Origin of the sequence: Dechloromonas sp. CZR5 (genome assembly GCF_008711155.1) — a bacterium.
Lineage (GTDB): Bacteria > Pseudomonadota > Gammaproteobacteria > Burkholderiales > Rhodocyclaceae > Azonexus.
This window is the reverse complement of sequence record NZ_VUYQ01000003.1, coordinates 33,958-54,863: the sequence shown is the minus strand read 5'-3', so window position 1 is coordinate 54,863 and position 20,906 is coordinate 33,958. Positions and strand designations below refer to the sequence as shown.

Annotated in this window: 22 protein-coding genes; 13 read left to right on the top strand and 9 right to left on the bottom strand. The window is 63.3% G+C overall.

The window, feature by feature from the left end:
• Window positions 1–2: 2 nt before the first annotated feature.
• The 9 genes from trbJ to F1002_RS09025 all read right to left on the bottom strand — a co-directional run bounded on the left by trbJ (window position 3) and on the right by F1002_RS09025 (window position 8,769).
• Window positions 3–731, bottom strand: coding sequence for a P-type conjugative transfer protein TrbJ (gene trbJ, locus F1002_RS09065; RefSeq protein ID WP_150428718.1), 729 nt, complete (start codon window positions 729–731; stop codon window positions 3–5).
• Entirely contained in the window at window positions 728–3,178 is a 2,451-nt protein-coding gene (gene trbE, locus F1002_RS09060; RefSeq protein ID WP_150428717.1) for a conjugal transfer protein TrbE, read from the bottom strand. The genes trbJ and trbE overlap by 4 nt, the downstream gene beginning before the upstream one ends.
• Before the next feature lie 10 nt (window positions 3,179–3,188).
• Window positions 3,189–3,458, bottom strand: coding sequence for a VirB3 family type IV secretion system protein (locus F1002_RS09055; protein ID WP_150428716.1), 270 nt, complete (start codon window positions 3,456–3,458; stop codon window positions 3,189–3,191).
• A complete protein-coding gene (locus tag F1002_RS09050; protein ID WP_150428715.1) occupies window positions 3,455–3,832 on the bottom strand; it encodes a TrbC/VirB2 family protein in 378 nt (125 codons plus the stop codon). The genes F1002_RS09055 and F1002_RS09050 overlap by 4 nt, the downstream gene beginning before the upstream one ends.
• Window positions 3,829–4,869 carry a P-type conjugative transfer ATPase TrbB gene (gene trbB, locus F1002_RS09045; RefSeq protein WP_150428714.1) on the bottom strand — a complete coding sequence of 347 codons (1,041 nt, stop codon included), beginning with the start codon at window positions 4,867–4,869 and terminating at the stop codon, window positions 3,829–3,831. Before trbB ends, F1002_RS09050 begins: the two co-directional genes overlap by 4 nt.
• Window positions 4,866–5,330 (bottom strand): ribbon-helix-helix protein, CopG family, encoded by a 465-nt coding sequence (locus F1002_RS09040; RefSeq protein ID WP_150428713.1) that lies wholly within the window; start codon window positions 5,328–5,330, stop codon window positions 4,866–4,868. The genes trbB and F1002_RS09040 overlap by 4 nt, the downstream gene beginning before the upstream one ends.
• Window positions 5,327–7,330, bottom strand: a complete 2,004-nt coding sequence (locus F1002_RS09035; protein ID WP_150428712.1) for a conjugal transfer protein TraG — start codon at window positions 7,328–7,330, stop codon at window positions 5,327–5,329. Before F1002_RS09035 ends, F1002_RS09040 begins: the two co-directional genes overlap by 4 nt.
• 222 nt (window positions 7,331–7,552) lie before the next feature.
• On the bottom strand, window positions 7,553–7,828 hold the full coding sequence (locus tag F1002_RS09030) for an EexN family lipoprotein (protein WP_150428711.1): 276 nt from the start codon (window positions 7,826–7,828) through the stop codon (window positions 7,553–7,555).
• Window positions 7,825–8,769, bottom strand: coding sequence for a LysR family transcriptional regulator (locus F1002_RS09025; protein WP_150428710.1), 945 nt, complete (start codon window positions 8,767–8,769; stop codon window positions 7,825–7,827). Before F1002_RS09025 ends, F1002_RS09030 begins: the two co-directional genes overlap by 4 nt.
• Window positions 8,770–8,986: 217 nt before the next feature.
• On the opposite strand from F1002_RS09025, the gene F1002_RS09020 reads away from it, so the two are divergent.
• The 13 genes from F1002_RS09020 (at window position 8,987) to F1002_RS08960 (ending at window position 20,876) form a co-directional block, all read left to right on the top strand.
• Complete coding sequence (locus F1002_RS09020; protein WP_150428709.1) at window positions 8,987–9,595, top strand: TetR/AcrR family transcriptional regulator; 609 nt, start codon at window positions 8,987–8,989, stop codon at window positions 9,593–9,595.
• Window positions 9,592–10,743, top strand: a complete 1,152-nt coding sequence (locus F1002_RS09015) for an efflux RND transporter periplasmic adaptor subunit (protein ID WP_150428708.1) — start codon at window positions 9,592–9,594, stop codon at window positions 10,741–10,743. Before F1002_RS09020 ends, F1002_RS09015 begins: the two co-directional genes overlap by 4 nt.
• Window positions 10,740–11,945, top strand: coding sequence for an ABC transporter permease (locus F1002_RS09010; RefSeq protein WP_150428707.1), 1,206 nt, complete (start codon window positions 10,740–10,742; stop codon window positions 11,943–11,945). Before F1002_RS09015 ends, F1002_RS09010 begins: the two co-directional genes overlap by 4 nt.
• A gap of 1 nt (window position 11,946) precedes the next feature.
• Window positions 11,947–12,657 (top strand): ABC transporter ATP-binding protein, encoded by a 711-nt coding sequence (locus F1002_RS09005; protein ID WP_150428706.1) that lies wholly within the window; start codon window positions 11,947–11,949, stop codon window positions 12,655–12,657.
• A 25-nt stretch (window positions 12,658–12,682) separates the two neighbouring features.
• Window positions 12,683–13,273: a hypothetical protein gene (locus F1002_RS09000; protein WP_150428705.1), complete on the top strand. Its 591-nt coding sequence runs from the start codon at window positions 12,683–12,685 to the stop codon at window positions 13,271–13,273.
• A gap of 46 nt (window positions 13,274–13,319) precedes the next feature.
• Window positions 13,320–13,739, top strand: a complete 420-nt coding sequence (locus tag F1002_RS08995) for a hypothetical protein (protein ID WP_150428704.1) — start codon at window positions 13,320–13,322, stop codon at window positions 13,737–13,739.
• Entirely contained in the window at window positions 13,736–14,617 is an 882-nt protein-coding gene (locus F1002_RS21210; RefSeq protein WP_223879521.1) for a hypothetical protein, read from the top strand. The genes F1002_RS08995 and F1002_RS21210 overlap by 4 nt, the downstream gene beginning before the upstream one ends.
• Entirely contained in the window at window positions 14,614–15,345 is a 732-nt protein-coding gene (locus F1002_RS08985) for a type 1 glutamine amidotransferase (protein WP_150428703.1), read from the top strand. Before F1002_RS21210 ends, F1002_RS08985 begins: the two co-directional genes overlap by 4 nt.
• Window positions 15,342–16,778 (top strand): MBL fold metallo-hydrolase RNA specificity domain-containing protein, encoded by a 1,437-nt coding sequence (locus F1002_RS08980; RefSeq protein ID WP_150428702.1) that lies wholly within the window; start codon window positions 15,342–15,344, stop codon window positions 16,776–16,778. The genes F1002_RS08985 and F1002_RS08980 overlap by 4 nt, the downstream gene beginning before the upstream one ends.
• Window positions 16,765–17,637, top strand: a complete 873-nt coding sequence (locus tag F1002_RS08975; RefSeq protein ID WP_150428701.1) for a TIGR00730 family Rossman fold protein — start codon at window positions 16,765–16,767, stop codon at window positions 17,635–17,637. Before F1002_RS08980 ends, F1002_RS08975 begins: the two co-directional genes overlap by 14 nt.
• A 77-nt stretch (window positions 17,638–17,714) precedes the next feature.
• Window positions 17,715–18,842 carry a lipid A deacylase LpxR family protein gene (locus F1002_RS08970; protein ID WP_223879520.1) on the top strand — a complete coding sequence of 376 codons (1,128 nt, stop codon included), beginning with the start codon at window positions 17,715–17,717 and terminating at the stop codon, window positions 18,840–18,842.
• 74 nt (window positions 18,843–18,916) lie between these two features.
• A complete protein-coding gene (locus tag F1002_RS08965) occupies window positions 18,917–19,381 on the top strand; it encodes a cytochrome c (protein ID WP_150428699.1) in 465 nt (154 codons plus the stop codon).
• Entirely contained in the window at window positions 19,368–20,876 is a 1,509-nt protein-coding gene (locus F1002_RS08960) for an efflux transporter outer membrane subunit (protein WP_150428698.1), read from the top strand. The genes F1002_RS08965 and F1002_RS08960 overlap by 14 nt, the downstream gene beginning before the upstream one ends.
• Window positions 20,877–20,906 lie beyond the last annotated feature (30 nt).

The following is a 20,906-nucleotide window of genomic DNA, read 5'->3' as shown; positions in this document are numbered from 1 at the left end:
CGTCAGTTGCCGTAGAAGTTCACGGACTGCGGCGTGTACGCCGTGCCACCGCCGAGGAAGCGGCGCGTCACCTCGCGTCCACGCTCGACGGCGGCAGCCTGCCGGGCCAGCTCCAACGAGGCCGCGCGCCCCTGCGTGAGCTGGAGCTGCTGGGTCTGGATGGACTGCTTGGCTTGCAGCGCCAGGAGCTGATTGGTGGCCTGCATCGCCTGCAAGGCGCCGGTGGCCGATTGACTCTGGTCGACCAGATCGGCCAGCACGCCCTCATCCTGGTTCAGGTTCTGCGACACCTGCGCCTGCATGCGCATGGCGGTCTGCAAGCCCTGGAGCGTGTTCTGCCAGCGCTGGTGTGCATCCTGGAACATCCGGTTGCCACTCACGGTGGCGGCGTACTGCTCCGGGTACAGTTGTGCGAATTGCTGGTCCATGTTCTGGATGTCAAAGGCCAGCCCCCGTGCTTGGCCGATCAGTTGCCGCGTCGTATCCAGGTTGCTCCGCAGGCGATTGACCACGTTGAACGGCAGGCTCGCGAGGTTGCGAGCCTCGTTCATCAAGGATTGCGCCTCGTTCTGGAGCTGCTTGATCTGGTTATTGATCTGCTCCAGCGTGTGCGCGGCGGTCAGGATGTTCTGGGCTAGATTCGTGGGGTCGATGACGACCCATTGCGCTTGGGCGACGGGCATGGCACCGATCAAGGCGGCAACAGCGATGGCAAAAAGACGTTTTTTCATGGCGAAACCTCCAGAGGTTGGGAAGCAAGGAAAGACTCGGCCGAGGGAGCGGACGGCAACAGGTCGGCCGCCCAATCGAGGCCGCGGTGACGCAGCCAGGCACCGGCGAAGCCCGGCGTTCCGGCATCGCGCAGCACGCTGTCGATGGCGCGTTGGTCTTGGGGCGTTGAAGCGCCCGCAAAGGCGAGCGTGACCGGTCCGAGGTCCAGGTCGAACAGGCGGTTGCCCAGGCGCGACTGGTAGTAGTAGTCGCGCTTGGGCTGCGCGGTGGCGACGATCTCGATCTGCCGGGCATTCAGCCCGAAGCCCTCGTAGATAGCTCGAATCTGCGGCTCGGTGGCCTGCGGATTCGGCAGGAAGATGCGGCTGGCGCAGCTCTCGATGATCGCGGGCGCGATGGTCGAGTCCTTGATGTCGGCCAGCGACTGCGTGGCGAAGATGACGCTGACGTTCTTCTTGCGCAGCGTCTTGAGCCACTGGCGAATGCGCGCCGCGAAAACAGGGTCATCCAGGAACAGCCAGGCTTCATCGAGGATCAGCAGCGTCGGCGCACCGTCGAAACGCTCATCGAAGCGCGCGAACAGATAGCCCAGCACGGCCAGCACTGCGGCCTTGCTGTGCATCAGCTCCTCCATCTCAAAGCCCTGAACGTCGCCCCGGCCAAGCCGGTCGCGGTCGGCGTCCAGCAGCTTGCCGTGGGCGCCACCGAGCACGTAGGGTGCGAGCGCCTGGCGCAGCACGTTGGATTGCAGCAGTACCGACAGGCCGGTGAGCGTGCGCTGTTCCACGGGCGCACCCGCGAGACTGACGAGCGCCGACCAGATGGCCGCCTTCTCGTCCGGGCCAACCGCAATGCCTTCATGCCGCAACCGACCTTCGACCCATTCGCCCGCCCAGGTGCGATAGCCTTCCCGGTCGATGCGCGCGAGCGGCTGGAACGCGATCGCACCATCTGCACCGAGGTCGTAGTGTTCGCCACCCAGCCCGAGAATGGTGGCGCGCATCGAGCGCCCCATGTCGAAGGCGAAGATGCGCGAGCCGGGATAACGGCGGAACTGCATCGCCAGCGTGGCGAGCAGAACCGACTTGCCCATGCCGGTCGGGCCGGCCACCAGCGTATGCCCGACGTCGCCGATGTGCGTCACCAGCCTGAACGGCGTCGCACCCTCGGTGCGCGTGACGATCAGCGGCGGGCCATCGAGGTGGTCGTTCTTCTCCGGCCCGGCCCACACCGCCGACACCGGCATCAGGTGCGCGAGGTTCAGCGTCGAGACGATGGGCTGGCGCACATTGGCGTAGGCATTGCCCGGCACCGAAGACAGCCAGGCCTCCACGGCGTTCAGCGTTTCCGGGATCGTCACGAAGCCACGGCCCTGAATGACGCGCTCCACCATCCGCAGCTTCTCATCGGCCGCGTTGGCGTCGACATCCTGCACGGTCACGGTCGCGGTGACGTAGCCGAAGGCGACCTGATCGCTGCCCAGTTCCTGCAAGGCCGCATCCGCGTCCGCGGACTTGTTGCTGGCATCGGTATCGACTAGCGGGCTTTCCTGCTGGAAGATGGTTTCGCGCAGCAGCGCGAGGACGTTCTTGCGCTTGGCGAACCACTGTCGGCGCAAGCGGCCCAACTCCTTTTCTGCTTCAGCCTTGTCCATGCAGAGGAAGCGCGTGCTCCAGCGGTAGGCGAAGCCCAAGCGGTTGAGGTCGTCCAGAATCCCCGGCCAGGTCGAGGTCGGGAAGCCACGCACTGTGACCACGCGCAGGTGCTGGTCGCCCAGCATGGGCGCGAGGCCGCCAACCAGTGGCGCATCGGCCAGCAGCGCATCGAGATGGAATGGCACTTCCGGTACGCCGACGCGGTAACGGTGTGTTGAAACGGTCGCATGCAGGTAGGTCAGCGTCTGGCTGTCGTCGAGCCAGGCGATCTCCGGCATCACGCCGTCCAGCAGGTCGTAGATGCGGTCGGTCTCCGCGACGAAGGCCGACAGACGCTCGCGCCAGTCCACGCCTTGCGTGGGCGTGTTCTCGTAGAGCATTTTTGCCGCCCGTGCGCGGGACTCCTCGGGCGGCAGGTATTGCAGCGTGAGGTGATAGCCACTCTCGAAGTGGTTGCCCGACTCTTCGAAAGTCGCGCGTCGTTCCTCGTCCACCAGCCAGGACAAGGACTCCGGGAAATCCGAGTGCGGATAGTCCGCTGCAGGCCGGCGTTCGGCTTCGACGAACAGCGCCCAGCCGCTGCCGAGCCGGCGCAGTGCGTTGTTCAACCGTGCCGTGGTGGCAATCAGCTCGCCCTGCGTGGCACTGTCCAGATCCGGCCCACGAAAGCACGCCGTGCGCTGGAAGCTGCCATCCTTGTTGAGCACGACACCCGGCGCGACCAGACCGGCCCAGGACAGCCAGTCGGCAAGCAAGGCCGGACGCTGGCGGTATTCGGCGAGGTTCAGCATGGCTTGGTCCTCACACGTCCAGCAGCGGTTTGTGTTTCAGGTGCGTGGCAAACACCTGCATGAACTGCGGATCAACGCGCGCGCCCCACATCGCCAGCGAGTGGCCGACGATCCAGAGCACCAAGCCAGGAATCCATAGTTGCAGGCCCAGGCCCACGGCGGAGGCCAGCGTGCCGTTGGCAATCGCCACGGTGCGCGGTGCACCGCCCAGCAGGATCGGCTCGGTCAACGAGCGATGCAGCGGAATCTCGAAGCCCGGCAAGTCGTTGGCCGTGCTCATACGACAGCCCCGCCGGAGAAGCTGAAGAACGACAGGAAGAAGCTCGAAGCCGCGAACGCTATGGACAGGCCGAAAACGATCTGGATCAGCTTGCGAAAGCCGCCCGACGTGTCGCCGAAGGCCAGCGCCAAGCCGGTCGAAATGATGATGATGACCGCGATGATCCGAGCCACCGGCCCCTGGATGGAGTCGAGGATGGATTGCAGCGGCCCTTCCCAGGGCATCGAGGAACCTGCCGCCTTCGCGGTGCCTGCCGTCATCAGCATCGCGGCGGCCAGCAGCAGGCCGTGATGGGTCGGCTCGGCCAAGCGGCGCAGGCGAGCGAGGATCGAAGCCAGATTTACGGAAAAGCGGAAAGCATGGGTGTGCGTCATGGCAGTTCTCCAGAGTGGTTGAGGGACAGGGAAGGAACGATGGAAGACAGCGGCAGCAGCTCCGGAAACGGCGTTTCCAGCATGTCCGCCAAGCGATAACCCGTACCGTCGAAGCCGGCGACACGGGCGATGGTGTCGATGCGGCGCTTGCGGCCACGGCCGACGATGAACACAACGACGTTCACGGCTTCAGCGATCAGTGCGCGCGGCGGATTCACAGCGACTTCGAGAACCAACTGTTCCAGGCGTAGCAGCGCGCCCAGTGCGGAGCCGGCGTGAATCGTGGCGATGCCACCGGGATGGCCGGTGCCCCACACCTTGATGAGATCCAGTGCCTCACCGCCGCGCACTTCACCGACGACCACGCGGTCGGGGCGCAGCCGCATCGTGGCGCGCACCAGTTCGCTCATGGAGACCACACCGGCGCGGGTGCGCAACGGCACATGGTCGCGGGCGGCGCATTGCAGCTCAATGGTGTCTTCGAGCACCAGCACGCGGTCGCCGGTGACGGCGATCTCGGCGAGCAAGGCATTGGCCAGCGTGGTTTTGCCAGTGCTGGTGCCGCCTGCAATCAGGATGTTCTGCCGCTCGCGCACCGCATGGCGCAGGAACTCAGCCTGTGGCGCGGACAAGATGCCGTCAGCCACGTAGCGATCCAGGCCGATGATGTTCACGGCACGCTTGCGCAGCGCGAAGGCTGGCCCCGGTGCTGCGGGCGGCAGGATGCCTTCGAAGCGCTCGCCCGTCTCGGGCAGTTCGGCGGTCAGGAGCGGCTGGCCGCGATGCACTTCCGCGCCGACGTGCGCGGCGACCAGCCGGATGATCCGCTCGCCATCCTCCTCGGACAGCTCCACGCCCAGCGGTGCGCGGCCGGAGGACAGGCGATCCACCCACAGTGACCGGTCGGGGTTGAGCATGATCTCCACCACGTCCGGGTCTTCCAGCGCGGCGGCGATCACCGGCCCCATGGCCGTGCGCAGCATACGGATGCGGCGGTCCAGCGACGTGGCGATGGGCGACTGCGGAACGGCGCTCATTGGGCGCGCTCCTGGGCTTCAACTTGCACCGCCGCTTCGTCCAGCCGCGCAGTGTCGGGTTGAAGCTCCTCCACCACGTCGCGCACCAGACTGCGCCCGCGCAACAGGTGACGGCCGAGCTGTTCGACGAACTGCTCGAAGCGCGCCTTGCCTTGGGCGCGGGCCGCTTCCTGGTGGGCCTCGGGCACCGGCGTGCTGACGGTCAGGAAGTAGCGAACGAACAGCGCCAGCGTCTCGATCTCGATATTCTGGTCGCGCTCCAGTCGCTCGAACTGACGTGTAAGCCGGTCGAGCCGCTTGGCGATGGCCGCCTCGCGCTGATCGCCCGCGTCCGGCGACAGCCAAGACGCCAGTGCCGCGGCGACGATGGACGATTTGGACACGCCTTTCTTGGCGGCCAATTCGTCTAGGCGCTTGGCGTGTTCGGGCGGAATGAACAGGTTGAGGCGGTATTGGCTCATAGCTGGATTCCGTCGTCTGGATCGAGGGATGCCAGCCGGGCCGTGCGTTGCATGGCCGGGTCGAGCTGGCGGGGAAGCGTGAGCGGCAAGTCGTCGTCATCGAGCAGAGCCAGGTCATTGTTCGCTGGCTCCTGTTCGGGGTGGTGCTCGGCGACCTCGGACAACTCCGGCTGACGGCGTGGCCCGCCGTCATCGGTGGTGCCGGTTTCGCTGTCAGTCAATGCGGCGGCGACGGGCACGGCTGGTACGACGGGGATCACCAGGCCGCTCCAATCGTCGGGCCGCAACGGCGGCGCATCGGCGTAGCGCCCGGCCGCGAGCGCGGGCGGCGGCAGCACGCGCCGCTTGAAGTTCACGTCGGCGAAGTAGCGCAGCTTCTTGGCCTTGATCGGAGCCACGCTGGACACCATCACCACGGCCTCGTCGGGCGGGAGCTGCATCATCTCGCCAGGCGTCAACAGCGGGCGCGCCGTCTCTTGCCGCGATACCATCAGGTGGCCCAGCCACGGTGCCAGCCGGTGGCCGGCATAGTTGCGCTGCGCGCGCAGCTCCGTGGCCGTGCCCAGAGTTTCGGAGATGCGCTTGGCCGTGCGCTCGTCGTTGGTGGCGAACGTCACCCGGACGTGGCAGTTGTCGAGGATCGAATGATTCTGGCCGTAGGCCTTGTCGATCTGGTTGAGCGACTGCGCGATCAGGAAGCTGCGAATGCCGTAGCCGGCCATGAATGCCAGCGCCGTCTCGAAGAAGTCGAGTCGGCCCAGCGCGGGAAACTCGTCGAGCATCAACAGCAGCTTGTGGCGGCGCGCGATGCCGTCGCTGCCGTCGAGCGATTCGGTGAGGCGCCGGCCGATCTGGTTGAGGATCAGCCGCACCAGCGGCTTGGTGCGGCTGATGTCGGACGGCGGGACCACCAGGTACAGCGACACCGGATGCTCTGCCGAAATCAGGTCGGCGATGCGCCAGTCGCAGCGAGAGGTGACTTCGGCCACCGTGGGGTCGCGGTACAGGCCGAGGAAGGACATGGCGGTGCTCAACACGCCCGATCGCTCGTTGTCCGACTTGTTGAGCACTTCGCGCGCGGCGGAGGCGACGACAGGATGAGGAGCGTCGCCCAAGTGCCGCGTCGTCATCATCCGGTGTAGCGTCAGCTCGAACGGACACGCCGGGTCGGACAGGAAGTTGGCAACGCCGCGCAGCGTCTTGTCTTCGCCTGCGTAGAGCACGTGCAGGATGGCGCCGACCAGCAGCGCGTGCGAAGTTTTCTCCCAATGGTTGCGCCGCTCCAGCGCCCCTTCGGGATCGACCAGGATGTCGGCGATGTTCTGCACGTCGCGCACTTCATGCGCGCCGCGCCGTACCTCCAGCAGCGGGTTGTAGGCCGCTGACTTGGCATCGGTGGGGTTGAACAGCAGGCAGTGCGAGAAGCGCGAGCGCCAACCGGCGGTGATCTGCCAGTTCTCGCCCTTGATGTCGTGGATGACAGCGGAGGCAGGCCAGGAGAGGAGCGTGGGCACCACCAGGCCGACGCCTTTGCCGGAGCGCGTCGGCGCGAAGGTCAGGACATGCTCTGGGCCTTCATGACGCAGGTACTGCCCGTCATGCAGGCCGAGGAAAACGCCGGTCGGCTGGGTCAGCCCGGCCTTGCGGACATCGTTGGCATCGGCCCAGCGCGCTGAACCGTAGGTCGTGACCAGCTTCGATTGCCGCGAACGCCACACCGACATGGCGATGGCGACCACGACGGCTATCAGCCCGCTGCCGCCGGCAATCGCGCCGCCGACGTCGAAGACGTGCGGCGCGTAGGCATCGAAGAAGAACCACCACTCGAACAGCCGCCAAGGGTGATAGACCGGCGTGCCGAAGAAATCGAACCAGGGCGAGCCAAGGCGTAGTTGGTAGCCCAAGGCGCCGGCTGTCCACTGTGTGGCTCCCCACACACCGGCGATCACGATACTGAAAACAGCGGCGATCTGCCCGAACAGCACACCTTGACCTTGCATCCAGACCTCCCGATTTCTCCCGCGCGGCAAGTGGCACGAAAACGTGCCGCATGCGCGAGATTCAGGGCTGGATCAAGGACGGTCAAAGACCGTTATCGGGACAAAAATCTCCCAAAATGCATTAATTCATGCTGGAAGCAAGAAAAGGAAAACGCCGCAAGCAAAGGCGCGTTGTGGCGTGTTGAGAAAATAAACGCAGTTTTTGCTACAAGCCGGCCGCAGTTAGAACTTGGGCTGCTCCTTCGGCGGCGTGTAGGGCGTCTTGCCGTCACCGAGAAAACGTCGGTTCGTCGCCTCGGCTACTCGGTTGCAGAGTTCATCGCCGAGTTTCGCGCGTTCCATTTTGCACTGCTGGCGCAGCGCCTTCAACCGTTCTGGATTGGCTACAAGCGACTCTACCGTTTCGGTTGACGCAGCGCCGCTGCCCGTCGCTGGCGGCTCGGATTTGCCGCACGCCACCAGCGCTGCGGCAAGCAAGAGTGGGATGATCTTCTTCATGGCTCGATTTCCTCCGGCGGATCAGTTCGTTCAAGTGCAGCAGAGGTTTTTCCTCTTGGGGGATCAATGGCATGGACTCGTTCAACGAAACGAACCAAGGCATCTGACGGCTCGCTATCCACGCGTAACAGGTAAGTCGTGAGCATGTGCGAACGGCCAGACAGCGGCCGGGCCACCACGCTGGGTTCCCGGCTGGCGGCAATCTGCGATGCCCCCGCCAGCCCGAGTGCGAAACCTGCCGACACCAGGGTCATCATCAGATCGAAGGACGCGACTCGTTCGGCGATCAACGGCTCCAGGCTCGATTGGCGCAAAGCGCGATCAATTTGGCGAGCGTGCCCTTCGCATGCATGCGCATCGCCGAGTGCCAGGGGATAGCGCAACACCTCGTCCAGCGGTATACGCTTGTAGGCGAGCAAGGGATGGCGTGCCGGGACCGCGACCATCAATGGATCGTGCCAGATAGGCTCGGCAACAAGTCCGTCGCCGGCTTCATCCAACTGAGCAAAGCCCACGTCGTAGAGATCGTCATGCAGCCCCTTGATCTGCTGGCACAAAGGCACCTCAATCAAGCGAATCTCGATTTCAGGCTCTTCCTGCCGGCAAAGTGCCAAGAGGGCTGAGAAGCAAGTCGGCGTGATGCCGTCAGACAAAGCGATGCGCAATTGGCCGTGGAAGCCGTTGGCGGCGGCTTTTACGCTGTCCCGAGCCTGCTGCAAGGAGACGAAGACGCGAGGCACGTGTTCCAAGAACATTCGGCCCGCGCGCGTCAGTCGGGTGGTGCGGGTGGTGCGCTCGAACAGCCGCACACCCAAGTCTTCTTCCAGTTCCTTGATCGCGCGCGACAGCGGCGACTGCTCAATATGCAGCCGCTCTGCCGCTCTCGCGAAGTGGAGTTCTTCGGCAACGGCAATAAAACAGCGTAGATGCCGCAGTTCCACCTATTCACCCCTGAGTGAAGCACATCCGCGCAGATCCTCACCTGAAGCGGTTGTTTGGTGGGAGCGCCTGATCACGTAAGCGCTCAACTCATGCTTGGCATTTGCGACGGACCTGTTGCTCATCTGTGTTCCTTCCAGTGCTTAGGCGGCCCCTCTTGCGCGGGGAGTATATTTTGATAAGATAGTAATAGATTACTCACTTTTAAGGGCCGCAACAATGAGCACCCATGTAAAACATCTCCCCGCAGACGAGCGGCGCGCCGTTACCGTTGAGGCGGTGGTCGAACTGGCTGCCGAACAGAATCCCAACGACATCACGACCTCCGCCATTGCCAAGCGTATGGGGTTGACGCAGGGCGCGCTGTTTCGTCACTTCCCAACCAAGGACGCCATCCTGCAGGCAGTCATGACCTGGGTGGCGGAGCGCCTGCTCTCACGGGTGGACAAGGCCGCGCAGTCCGCTGCGTCTCCGATTGCCGGGCTGGAGGCAATCTTCATGACCCATATTGATTTCGTGGCTGAACACCCCGGGGTGCCCCGGATGATGTTTGGCGAATTGCAACGTGCTGACGAGACAGCCCCCAAGCGCATGGTGCAGACGCTCATCCGGCACTATGGCGAACGTTTGCGTCGGCTGATTGAGGAAGGCAAAGCACAGGGGGAACTGGATGTCGCACTCGATACCGAGGCAGCCGCTACCCTCTTCATCGGCACCATTCAGGGGCTGGTGATGCAATCGCTGCTGGCCGGCGATGTTGCCAACATCCGCCGCGATGCGCCGAGGGTCTTTGCCATCTACCGGCGTGGCATCGGGAGCGCGCAATGAAACGCCTACCGCTGCAAGGCCGTACCTTGGCACTCCTGGCCGTCATCGTCCCATTGCTGGCACTCTTCATCTACGTTGGCCTGCGGTCCGGCCCGCTGGCGCCGGTCTCGGTGACGGTGGTGACAGTCGAATCGCGAGCGGTCACGCCGGCGTTATTCGGGATCGGCACGGTGGAGGCCCGCTACACCTACAAGATCGGCCCGACGTTTGCCGGGCGCGTCAAACGTCTGGATGTGCATGTGGGAGACCTGGTCAAGGCCGGACAGATACTCGGTGAAATGGATCCGGTCGATCTCGACGATCGGGTCCGCTCTCAGGAGTCGGCATTCAAGCGTGCGGAAGCGGCTTTGCGCGAGGCGGAGGCCCGGCAAGCCTACGCGCAAACCCAGGCGCGCCGCTATGAGCAATTGTTCACGGTGCGCTCGACCAGCGAGGAAATCGTCACTACGAAGCGGCAGGAACTGCAGATCGCCGATGCCGCCCTATCCGCCGCTCGGGAAGATATAGCCCGGGCACGCTCCGACCGCGAAGCGCTGGTTGCCCAGAGGAGCAATCTGCGCCTGATCGCGCCGGTCGACGGCGTGGTCGCCGTGCGCGATGCCGATCCCGGCACGACCATCGTCGCAGGTCAGGCCGTGGTGGAAGTGATTGACCCCAAGAGTTTGTGGATCAACGTGCGCTTCGACCAGATCAGCGCATCGGGGCTCGCTGGGGGGCTGCCGGCTCGTATCGTCCTGCGTTCACGTGGTGGCCAGACGTTGAAAGGTCGCGTGCTGCGGGTAGAACCCAAGGCCGACGCAGTAACCGAGGAAACGCTCGCCAAGGTGGCATTCGATAGCAGACCGGAGCCTTTGCCGCCGGTGGGCGAACTGGCCGAAGTCACGGTTGACTTGCCGGCGCTCCCGCCCGCTCCTCTGATCCCCAACGCAGCCGTCCAGCGTGACGGCAATAAAATTGGTGCCTGGCAAATCGTTGATGGTGATCTGCATTTTGCCCCGGTCAAGCTAGGTGCTTCCGATCTAAATGGTTACGTGCAGGTGCGCGAAGGGCTTAACAACGGGGACCAGGTCGTGACTTATAGCGAAAAGGCACTGACGGCCCGCAGCCGCGTTCATGTAGTCGACCACATCCCGGGAGTCTCAGAATGATCAGCCTGGCCGGCCGCGACATTCTGCATGCGTGGGGAAAATTCGTCTTCACCGGCATCGGTCTGGGTCTACTGATTGGCGTCACCTTGGTCATGGCCGGGGTGTACCGGGGCATGGTGGACGACGGCAAGGCGCTACTCGACAACAGCGGCGCTGACCTTTGGGTCGTGCAAAAGGACACGCTGGGCCCTTACGCGGAATCGTCCAGCCTCAACGACGATGCATATCGCGCCATCCTCGCGATGCCGGGAGTCGCCCAGGCTGCGAACGTGACCTACCTGACCATGCAGGTGCGGAAGGGCGAGAATGATGTCCGCACCATGGTGGTCGGCATCGCGCCCGGCGAGCTGGGAACTACACCCGGCTGGCCGCCTTATCTCGTCGCCGGACGCCAGATCACGCGAGGCCACTACGAGGCGGTGGCCGATATCGCTACGGGTTTCAAACTGGGGGATCGTCTAGCCGTTCGCCGCAATCATTACACCGTCGTCGGGCTGACACGGCGCATGGTGTCGTCCAGTGGCGACCCGATGGTATTCATTCCGCTCAAGGATGCCCAGGAGGCACAGTTCCTCAAGGACAACGACGCCATCTGGCAAAGCCGGCGTCGCACCGAAGCCAATCCGGCGCTCAACCGGCCTGGTGTGCCAGGCCTGCTGGATGCGGTGATCGCATCACAAAGCACCAATCCGTTTGTCAATGCCGTGCTGGTTACGTTGAAGCCAGGTCATGCGCCCGAAGAAGTGGCCGAATCCATCCGACGCTGGAAGCGTTTGACGGTCTATACCCGGGCACAAATGGAAGGCATCCTCGTCGGGAAGCTGATCGCCACCTCGGCCAAGCAGATCGGCATGTTCCTGGTGATTCTGGCCATCGTCAGCGCGGCCATCGTTGCCTTCATCATCTACACACTGACGATGGACAAGATCCGCGAGATCGCGGTCTTGAAGCTCATCGGCACACGCAACCGCACCATCGCCGCGATGATCATGCAGCAGGCGCTCGCCTTGGGCGTGATCGGCTTCGTGGTCGGCAAGATCACGGCCACTTTCTCAGCGCCCCTCTTTCCCAAGTATGTACTGCTGATGCCGTTCGACTCCATCGCCGGCTTTTTCGCAGTGCTCGTGATTTGCGTGCTGGCAAGCATCGTTGCCATCCGCATGGCACTCAAGGTCGATCCGGCCGAAGCCATTGGAGGTTGAGATGAGTGGCAAAGGCATTCGCATCGAAGGTTTGAAAAAACGTTATGGCGAGGGCGACACCGCTGTCGATGCCCTGAAGGGCGTGGACATGCAGGTGGCGCCGGGTGAGGTGGTAGGCCTGATCGGTCCGTCCGGCTCGGGTAAGAGCACTCTGCTCAAATGTCTGGGTGCTGTGATTGATCCGACCGCCGGTCGCATGATGCTGGGCGATGAAGTGATCTTCGACGATGGCTGGAAAGTCCGCGATCTGCGCGCCTTGCGGCGCGACAAGATTGGCTTCGTATTCCAAGCGCCGTACCTGATTCCGTTTCTCGATGTCACCGACAACGTGGCGCTGCTGCCGATGCTCGCAGGTGTCGCGAATGGAGAGTCGCGCAGGAAGGCGCTGGGATTGCTCACGGCGCTTGATGTGCAACACAGGGCTCGCGCCATGCCCTCGCAACTCTCCGGTGGCGAGCAGCAACGGGTCGCCATCGCGCGCGGATTGGTCAACCGTCCGCCGGTGATCCTGGCGGATGAACCCACCGCGCCTCTCGACAGCGAGCGCGCCATGGCTGTGATCCGCATCCTCAATGACATGGCCCGGAAGTTCGAGACCGCCATCATCGTGGTCACCCATGACGAAAAGATCATTCCCACTTTCAAGCGCATCTACCACATCCGCGATGGCGTGACCCATGAAGAGGCCGGTGAAGGGCGAGGGTTTGATTGACTTTTAAAGTAAAGGAGCGGGCACCATGACGAGCGACAGGATGAATCGGTTCGAGCAGCAGCACCTCAAACGATGGTGGGAAAACACGCGCTACTACCTGTTCGCGGATATGGAAAGTCTACTTGGAGCCGCCGCCGCGGCCGAGGATGGATGGTCGCCTCCGCAGACGGACAGCCACGGTGGCCGAAAAAGGTTTATTGCCAGAGTGAGAGGCCGGCTCTTGCGCTCAGTCAAGCGCGGGTGGAAAAACGACCCGCTGCGGGAACTGGAGGGCGTGTTCCAACAGCAGATCGCGTTCATCGCCAGGCACCCCGACGTCCCCAGGCGCCTGTTGTCTTGGTTGGCACAGGATTGTGATCCCGGTCTTCAGCGGCGCGTACGGATGCTCATCGCTTACTACGCCACCCGCCTGGCGCAAATCATCACTCGCGCCAAACAGCAGGGCCAGGTCAGAGCCGACATCAAACCGGATGCGGCGGCAATCTCCCTAGTCGGCGTCATCCGGAAACTGGTGGTCGAAACCCATGCCATCCCACAGCAGCGGGAATCGTTCCTGCGGAAGGCTGCCGAGCTTTTCGCCCTTTACCGGACCGCACTGGCTGTTCCTTCGAAATGAAGGCCGCCGGGAAGTTTCTAGGGGATGGAAAACCGTGAGGATATCTATGCAAAAAAACGGATTCCGTATCTGGGCAATATCCTTGGTTGCTGTCGGCTTCGGCCTGCTGACCATCAAGGAAGGCGGCGCGATCCTGTTTGGTGGCGAAGCGGCGCGAGCCTCTGCCGGGAACTATGTGCCGTTCGTGCTCTGGTTCAACTTTCTGGCCGGCTTTGTCTACGTCATCGCTGGCGCTGGACTGTGGCTGCGGCATCGATGGGCGGTGTGGCTGGCCGTCGTCATCGCCGCAGCGACTGCGTTTGCCTTTGCGGCATTCGGCGCACACGTCTATGCCGGCGGGGTCTATGAAATGCGCACAGTCATCGCGATGAGCTTCCGAACGCTGGTGTGGGTGGCAATCTCAGCCATTTCCTGGCGCGGTCTGTCGCGCGGAAAGCCCGCCTTAACGGCGAGAGATATGAAATGAACCTGAAGAAGTGTCTCGCCACCGTGCTGTGGCTCGGTTTGGCATTGGCGGCCAGCGCCATGGCCGCGCCGTCTTTTCCGGCGCAAGGCCATGTCGGCGGTGGAGTCACGAGCCTCGCCACGGGGGATGCACAGGAGGATGGGGACGTATTCGCGGCTCAGGCGATCCTTGATGCGGAATCGCAATGCGGGACGCCTGGTGCGGCTCACTGGGCGCTGTATCAGCGTCTTAGAGATCGGAGTACTCCTGCATCGCCGCCCAAGCCGGATTTCTCCGGCGACTGGCTTCTCAACACCAAGGCCAGCGACGACCCGCGGGAAAAGGCCAAGGAAGCCGCGCAGGCGTCGAGACAGGCCAGGGACGGAGGGCGCAGGATGGGCAGGATGGGCGGCGGCCCCGGAGGAATGGGCCGGGGCGGCGGGATGGACGGCGGACGCCAGGGCCGTGGGGGTGGCATGGGTGGAAGCGACGGCCTGTCCTCCCGGGAGCTGTCCGCACTGCTGGCCCTTGCGCAAGAGCTTCATGTCATCCATCAGGATCCAATGCTGCTGATCGCCGACGAGAGCGATCGACGTCAGCGTCTCTTCACCGACTTTCGCGGCGCCAGCGTTTCCGCCAACAGCGGGCTGCAGCAGCGGGTAGCGGTCGCGGGCTGGGAAGGCGCCGTGTTGGTGGTCGAGACGACGGCACTCGGAATGAAATTCGTCCAGAGCTACCAGATCGATGGCAGGAATGGACAACTCGTCATCTCCTCCGTGGCACAGGTTTCGGAAGGGCAGCCGGTTTCATACCGCCTCGTATATGACCGGCTCAAACCTGACCTAGGTGAGAAACAGGCGCGTCGGAACGTCAGCGCTGGTCAAGGAGGAACGCGATGAACATACATTATCTGCAGCACGTGCCGTTCGAAGGACTCGGAAGCATCGAGGAGTGGATTCGGCGCGGTGGGCACGCGCTCGGCGCAACGCGCCTCTACCGTGGCGATCCCCTGCCAGGCATCCATACGGTGGATCTGCTAGTGGTATTGGGCGGCCCCATGAACATTTACGAAGAGGCCGACTACCCCTGGCTGGTAAACGAGAAGCGCTTCATCGAGCGGGCCATCGCCGCCGGCCGGCGCGTGCTCGGCATCTGCCTTGGGGCGCAGTTGGTTGCCGATGTGCTTGGCGCAAGGGGCTACGCCAACGCCGACAAGGAGATCGGCTGGTTTCCGGTCGAAAAGACAGAGGCCGCCTCTGGCGACGGTCTGTTTGAAGCCTTCCCACGGCAAATCGATGTGTTCCATTGGCATGGCGACACCTACGACATTCCGACCGGCGCGGTGCATGCCGCTCGCAGCGCTGGCTGCACGAACCAGGCCTTCGTCTATGACGGACGGGTGGTCGGCTTGCAGTTTCACCTGGAAACAACCCTGGACAGCGCACGACAGCTACTCGTTCACGGCGCCAACGAACTCGTCCAAGGTCGCTACATCCAGACGTCGCAGGAAATGCTTGCGGACGCAAGCCGGTTCGACGCCATCAATCGTGTCATGCATGACCTGCTCGACAGGCTGGCGACGGACAGCCCGGACCGGATCGCATGCGCGGGCGGGAACACGAAATGAACATCACCTTTCTCGGCGCGGCGCGCGAAGTAACCGGCTCATGCTACCTGGTGGAGACAGCGGACACGCGCTTCCTGGTGGACTGCGGCATGGTGCAGGGCGGGCGCGAGGCACCGGCGCGCAACCGGAAGCCGTTCGCATTCGACCCGAAATCAATCGATTTCGTATTGCTGACTCATGCGCACATCGACCACAGCGGCCTGCTGCCCAAGCTCACCCGTGCGGGCTTCCAAGGGCCGATCTATACCACCGCCGCGACCGCCGATCTGCTCCAGGTGATGCTGCCCGACAGCGCACATATCCAGGAGGGCGATGCTGAGCGGGCCAAGCGTTACACCAGGTCAGCACCTGGTAGGAGCGCGGAGTTGCCCCCTCTGTACACGCTGGAGGATGCGCAGGACTGCCTGCGTCAAGTGCGGTCGACCGCCTATGACCAGGAATTCATGCCTCATACCGGAGCGCGTTGCCGCTTCCGCGACGCAGGCCACATCCTCGGTTCGGCCATCATCGAGGTCTGGATCAGCGAACACGGCCAGACCGCGAAGCTCGTTTTCAGCGGCGATCTTGGCCAGCCGGGGCGCCCGATCCTGCGCGATCCGACGCCCATCGAGGACGCGGACATCCTGGTCATGGAGTCCACCTACGGCGACCGCGTGCACAAGGACATGGCGTCGAGCGAGGGCGAACTGATCGAGATCGTCGACCGCACCTTGCACGAACAGGGAGGCAACGTGATCGTGCCCGCGTTCGCGGTCGGTCGCACCCAGGAAGTCTTGTATCACCTGCACCGCCTCACCCGCGAAGGCCGGTTGCGCAATCTCAAGGTGTTCGTCGATTCGCCCATGGCCACCGAAGCCACGCGCATCACCCGACAACATCTGGAACTGTTCGATGATGCGGCGAAACACCTCGCAGGCTGGCACGCCCTGGGCAAGGACGTGCCCTATCTCCATTTCACCGCGAGCGCCGATGAGTCCAAGGCCCTGAACCAGATTCGCTCGGGCGCCCTCATCATTTCCGCAAGCGGCATGTGCGACGCCGGGCGCATCAAGCACCACCTCCTCCACAACCTCCCCCGGCGTGAATGCGGCGTCCTGATCACGGGATTCCAGGCGCAAGGCACCCTCGGCCGGCGTCTGGTTGATGGCGCAAAACGGGTGACTATCTTCGGTGAGGAGATCCCCGTGCGCGCGGCGATCCACACCGTGGGCGGGCTGTCGGCGCATGCCGACCAGCCCGCATTGCTGGGCTGGTCGGCCAACTTCCGCAAGCCGCCAGCCCGAACTTTCGTGGTGCATGGCGAGGCCAGCGCCGCGCTCGCTTTTGCCGAGCGGCTGCGCGCCGAACGTGGCTGGGACGTAGCAGTGCCGGAGCCCGGCACGCGCGTGCGATGGGTCGGCCGGGCCGGAGGTGGCGGACATGACCGATTCTGACCAACACAAGGCGCTGCGCGAGGCGATCATGAACGGGCCGGCGTATCGGCTGGCTCACGAGGACGTCGAATTTCTCGCCCAGAGCGACTTGCGTCCGCTGCGTCTGCAACTGGAACTCCTCAAGCCAGAGCATGAGCTGCGCGAGCAAGGGATCGGTTCAACCGTCGTCGTCTTCGGCAGCGCGCGCGTCGTTTCCCACGAGGAGGCGCAAGCAGGGCTTGCCGATATCGAGGCGCGCATTGCAGCCGGACAGCCCGACCCGCTGCAGGCACGCGATCTTGCCACGGCCAAGCGCCAGTTGGCCCATGCGCGTTACTACGAGGAGGCGCGGCGCTTTACGCACCTCGTCTCGTCTCGTTTCCAACAGGAGGGCCGTCGCGACTTCGTCGTCGTCACCGGCGGCGGACCCGGCATCATGGAAGCGGCCAACCGCGGCGCATTTGAGGCCGGCGCGCGCTCCATCGGACTCAACGTCACCCTGCCGCACGAACAGGAGCCCAATCCCTTCATCAGTCCCGAGCTTGCATTCCGGTTCCGCTATTTCGCTCTGCGCAAAATGCACTTCCTGCTGCGTGCGCAGGCGCTGGTCGCCTTCCCGGGCGGATACGGCACGCTCGACGAGCTGTTCGAGGTGTTAACTCTGGTGCAGACCGGCAAGATGGCGCGCATTCCCATCGTGCTGGTTGGCAGAGAATTCTGGCGGCGCGCAGTCGACTTCGACTATCTCGTGGAGGAGGGCTTCATCAGCGCGCAGGACGTGCGGCTGTTCACGTGCGTGGATGCCGCAGAAGAAATCGTGGCCATCCTGGAAGCCTTCTATGGCGGAAAACCGCCAGCCCCCGAGTGGGCGCAGGGGTGAGCATGTGCGCGCCCCGTCCGCCCTCCGCGAACTCGTTTGCCCGGCATAGCCTGGGACGAACCGCACTGGCGCTGGCGATGAGTGTTCTCTTCCCCTCGCCGGCCCTGGCGCAAGCTGTCAATGAAGGCGTTGCTGACGCCGGTGATTGCGCAGCGGAAGAAACACTCAGATTCCGCGGCGGCACGGCAAGACTGGAAAACGACCTATTTACCGGCACCGACCAAAACTACACGAATGGCGTGGCGTTCACCCTGATTTCGCACGACATCCCGGGCAGGCTGCGGCCCGAGTGCTTCCCGGCGCCAATCCGGCTGCACGCGCAACTCATCCAATTCATGAACCCCGGATTCTGGTCCGATGCGAATAATTCCGCAGCTACGCAGAACGTAGTGGTCAAATTCGGCCAGTCCATGTACACGCCGGGGGATTACACCAGAACAGACTTGATCCCCGACGATCGGCCCTACGCGGGATTGCTCTACATGGGATTGGCGTGGAACCGGCGAAAACACGAACCCGAGTCGAATCGTGAAATTCTTGACACGCGAGAGATCACTCTCGGCGTGATCGGCCCCTGGTCACTGGCGGAGCAAACCCAAAACCTGGTGCACGATGCGCGGGGTATCGACAGGTTTCAAGGCTGGCAGCACCAATTGAAGAACGAGCCGGCCTTTCAATTGGCCCTGGACCGCAAGTTCAGGGAGTTTCGAGGGGCCGGGGCAATCATCCCAGGCTTCTCCGCTGATTCAATACGTTCGTTGGGGCTCAGGCTCGGCAACATCGAGACGTCGGCCACGTTGGGCATCGAGGGTCGCATCGGATGGAATCTGCCGAATGATTTCGGAAGCTATCCACTCAGGCCGGGCGCCGAGAACCGCCCGCCATCGGCGGCCTCCATCCACGGCAAATCCAGCGATTCCGCCTCAGCGGCCAGTCGGCCGCGCCCTGGCGTTCACCTCTTCGGGATATTGGAAGCGAAGGCTGTCGCCTACGATTTTTCCCTCGACGGAAACCTCTTTCGGTCCAGCCACAGCGTCTCGCGTCGGCCATGTGTTGCCCAAGCGGCGGTGGGGGTCAGCGCTCAAGGCATTCTGGCAGGGCATGGCGTCAAATTGGCCGTGATGCGTGTTTACCGCTCGCGGGAGTTCGAGGAGCAGAGCACGAATCAGGCTTACGGCTCCGTCGCCCTGAGCATCGAGTTCTAGTAGGGCGCAGGAATCGCTAGCCGAACCGAATACGCCCTCAAGAGACACTGACCAACTATTTCAAGGAGATTTCCATGCAGCACCGACATCGCTTCAAAGCTTATTTCACAGCCACAGTCATCGGCACGCTTCTGGCGAGCACCTGCTCGCAGGCTTGGGCTGATGACGTTGGCAAGGCCAAGCCGCTGGCGCTACGCAAGATCATGCAAGACTTAGGCAAGAACATGCAGGTCATTACCGATGGCATTTCCCGAGAGGATTGGGAAACGGTGGCAAGAGTGGCGCCCTTGATTGCCGATCACCCTCAGCCTCCGCTGGCTGAGAAGATGCGTATCCTGAGTTTTGTCGGCTCCGATGCCGGCAAGTTCAAAAGCCACGACGAAAAAACGCACCAGGCGGCGCGGGCACTGGAGCAGGCTGCCGTGCGCAGCGATGGGCAAGCCGTGATCTCGTCCTTCGCGACGCTGCAAAGCAGCTGTCTGGCCTGTCATCAGAGCTTCCGTAAACCGTTTGTGGAGCATTTCTATGTGCAACGCTGAAGCGACGCGCAGTCTCGGCGTTCATCGCACGAAGACCGACTACAACCCCGTTCGCGTACTCGCGGCATTGATCCTTGCCGGATTGCTGGCCGGCTGTGCCGTCGGACCAGATTTCAAACGGCCGGCGGTCCCAGATGTACCCGGCTACACAGCGGTGCCTTTCCCGGCGCAAACGGCTTCCGCACCCACGACCTTGGGAGACGCGCAGCACTTCAGCACTGGTGCGAACGTGAGTGCGCAGTGGTGGCATGGTCTGGGTTCATCCAAGCTCGATGCACTGATCGAGCAGGCTTTTCAGGCCAGCCCAACACTGGCTTCCGCCAAGGCCACCTTGCGGCAGGCGCAGGAAATCTATGCGGCGCAGGCGGGATTGACGCTTTATCCCCAGGTGGATGCCGGCATCGGCGCCCAGCGCCAACGTCTAAATCCCAGCACGTTGGGGCAAACCGGCGATGCGCGGGAATTCAGTCTGTACAACGCCAGTATCGGCGTGCACTACCAACTTGACTTGGCCGGTGGCAACCGGCGCGCACTGGAAGCACTGGCCGCCCGCGCCGAGTATCGGCGCTACGAATTGGAAGGTGCACGGCTGACCTTGGCTGCGAACGTTGTTACCACTGCCATCACCCAAGCCAGGCTCGCCGGGCAAATCCAGTCCACGGAGGCCATCCTTCGCGCCCAGGACGAACAATTGCACCTCACCCGAGAGCGGGTTCGCCTCGGCCAGGCTGCGCCGGACGATGTGCTGGCCTTGCAAACCCAGGTGGAGCAGACCCGCGCTGGACTTCCCTTGCTGCGCAAACAACTCCAGCAGAACGAACATCTGCTGGCCGTGCTCGCCGGTCGGGCACCAGGAGCGGGGGGCTTACCTACCTTCACCCTGGAGGAGTTCACTCTTCCGTCTGACCTACCGCTGGTTCTACCGTCCGAATTGGTGCGCCGCCGCCCCGACATTCAGGCCGCAGAAGCTCTATTGCATGCCGCCAACGCAGAATACGGCGTCGCGGTCGCCAAGTTGTACCCGCAACTCAACATCAGTGCCAGCCTCGGTTCGCAAGCATTGAGCACGGGCGCATTGTTCGGCGGCGGCTCTGCGGTATGGAGTCTCATCGGGCAGTTGACCCAGCCGCTTTTCAATCCCGGACTGCCCGCCGAAAAGCGCGCGTCATTGGCCGCATTCGATGCGGCGGCGGCCAATTACCAAAGCGTCGTGCTCGAAGCCCTGCGCAATGTGGCCGACGTATTGCAGGCACTGGACAACGATGCGCAGACACTGGCTGCGCTGGCAGCCGCCGATATCGCGGCGCAGGGCTCTCTGGAGTCCATGCAAAGGCAATATGCACTGGGCGCCGCCAGTTACATCCAGTTGCTCACTGCACAACAGCAGGCGCAACAGAATCGAATCAACCTGATTGCGGCTCAGGCACAACGCCTCGTCGATAGTGCCGCCTTGCACCAGGCATTGGGTGGTGGAGGCTGGCGCAACGCCAGTTGAAAACTTGTTTGAAGGATGACCTTGCTCGCA